This is a genomic window from Rhizobium sp. BR 317 (assembly GCF_047445835.1).
GTDB lineage: Bacteria > Pseudomonadota > Alphaproteobacteria > Rhizobiales > Rhizobiaceae > Rhizobium > Rhizobium paranaense.
Genome location: NZ_JARWLB010000096.1, coordinates 1 through 1,901, shown reverse-complemented (window position 1 = coordinate 1,901; position 1,901 = coordinate 1). Strand labels below are relative to the sequence as shown.

Here is a 1,901-nt window from a genome sequence, read left to right as displayed (position 1 = left end):
GGGGGAGGTTTCGGGCGTGGGGGATAATGTAAGGGTCTTTTCTTTGTGCGCCGCAGCCGCGGATCGGAGATCATCACAATCAAGTCGCATCAAACGTCAATACAACTCATGCTTTACAGGAGATCACAAAACCATACGAAAATACATACACATAAGCGAGCGAACAAAAATCGGGACCTCTTAGTGAGGGCGCTTCTTATAGTTGTTGATGACGTCGCGGTAACGACTTGGGCCCGTTGAATCTCCCGCTGTTTTCGAAGAGATTCAAGCCACAGGGAAAGACTCGACATCACAATCTGCTGTCGGAGCCAAGAGCGGTCGAATCGACAGGAGCGAGGCGATMAGCCTGTACGAGGAGATGATGGCAAAACCGTACGCGAAGGAAATCGACAGCCTAGAAGCAACATTTGCTTGGGCGAAAAGCAAGGATATTGACGATCTGCGGGCGGCGATCCGCACTGCAGGCCTTTTCCCCCTCCAGGCGATCGGTTCCGGTGGTTCACTCACCGCCGCGCATGCGCTTGTTACCGTCCATCAGACATTTACCGGTCGTCTTGCCTCGGTGTCKACACCGCTTGAAGTTTCCGCAGACCCACTCGTCGGCGTGTCCCATTGGCTATTGAGTGCGGGTGGCGGAAACGTGGACATCATCGCAGCCGCAAAAACACTCGTGACACGCGAGCCGCGCCAGCTCKCGATAATGTGCGGKAGAGAAGACAGTCCGCTTGCCGATCTGTGCCGCCGCCATCCCTATGTGGACCTTTTGATCGCACCGCCGCCGGCCGGCAAAGACGGATTTTTGGCGACCAATTCGTTGCTAGGCTTCATMTCGCTTCTCGCTCGGGCCTACGCCTTCGAGCACGATGGCGATCGAGAGTGGCATGCAGCGGTCGCGATCGTCGATCAGCTGCTTTCTGCGCAAAGTGATGCGGTCGCGTCCTGGCGAGCAAAAACCGGCAGCCTTTGGTCGCGCGGCACGACGCTGGTAGTTCATGGCCCGATGACGAAGGTTGGCGCGATCGACCTAGAATCGAAATTCACCGAAGCGGCTCTTGGGAATCTTCAACTCGCAGATTATCGAAACTTCGCGCATGGCCTCCATCATTGGCTCGCCAAGCGAGGAGACATCAGCGGAGTGCTGGCCCTGGTTTCAGATCATGACCGTGCACTGGCGGAAAAAACGCTGGACCTGATCCCTGGGGACATACCGAAAGCCGTTGTCGACCTTCCCGGTACGCCTGTCGCTACCATGATCTCTTCACTCATCGCAGCCCTGAGGATCACCGAGTGGGCAGGCCTGGCGGTGGGAATCGATCCAGGACGGCCAGGCGTGCCGGATTTCGGGCGCAAGCTCTACAATCTGCCCCTGCCGCGGTCCGGKAAGACCAAGCTTGCCMTTTCGATTGGCTCTCGCGACGAGGCCGCGATATCCCGAAAGGCAGGCAAGACTGCCGCCAGTATGGACGGAGAAGAACTTGCAGGCTGGAAGGGCGCTCTGACGGCTTATCGTAAGCAGCTTGTGAACAAGCGATTTTCCGCCGTCGTATTCGACTATGATGGCACGCTTGTTGATACGCGGCATCGTTTTCAGCTGCCACGTCAKGACATCGTCGCTGAGCTGATCCGGATCCTGAGAGCCKGTGGTCGCGTCGCGATTGCCACCGGGCGCGGTTCGTCCGTTAGGAAAGATCTGCAAAAGGTGTTGCCGGAACGATACTGGGACGACATCCTCGTCGGTTATTACAATGGAGCAGAAATTGCGCCATTGAGCGACGCGGCCGTCCCTGATGGAATGGCGGCGTGCTGCCTCGAACTCGCGTCTCTGGCGATTGCGCTACAGCGCCATCCAGAGCTYGCCAAATTCGCCGAACAKACCGACCGGCAGTTTCACCGGCAGTTTC

At 57.5% G+C, this 1,901-nt stretch carries 1 protein-coding gene; it reads left to right on the top strand.

The annotated features are described in order from the left end of the window. Positions 1 to 361: 361 nt before the first annotated feature. A partial coding sequence (locus QD357_RS31960) for a sucrose-6-phosphate hydrolase (protein ID WP_414126025.1) occupies positions 362 to 1,901 on the top strand: 1,540 nt, incomplete at its 3' end.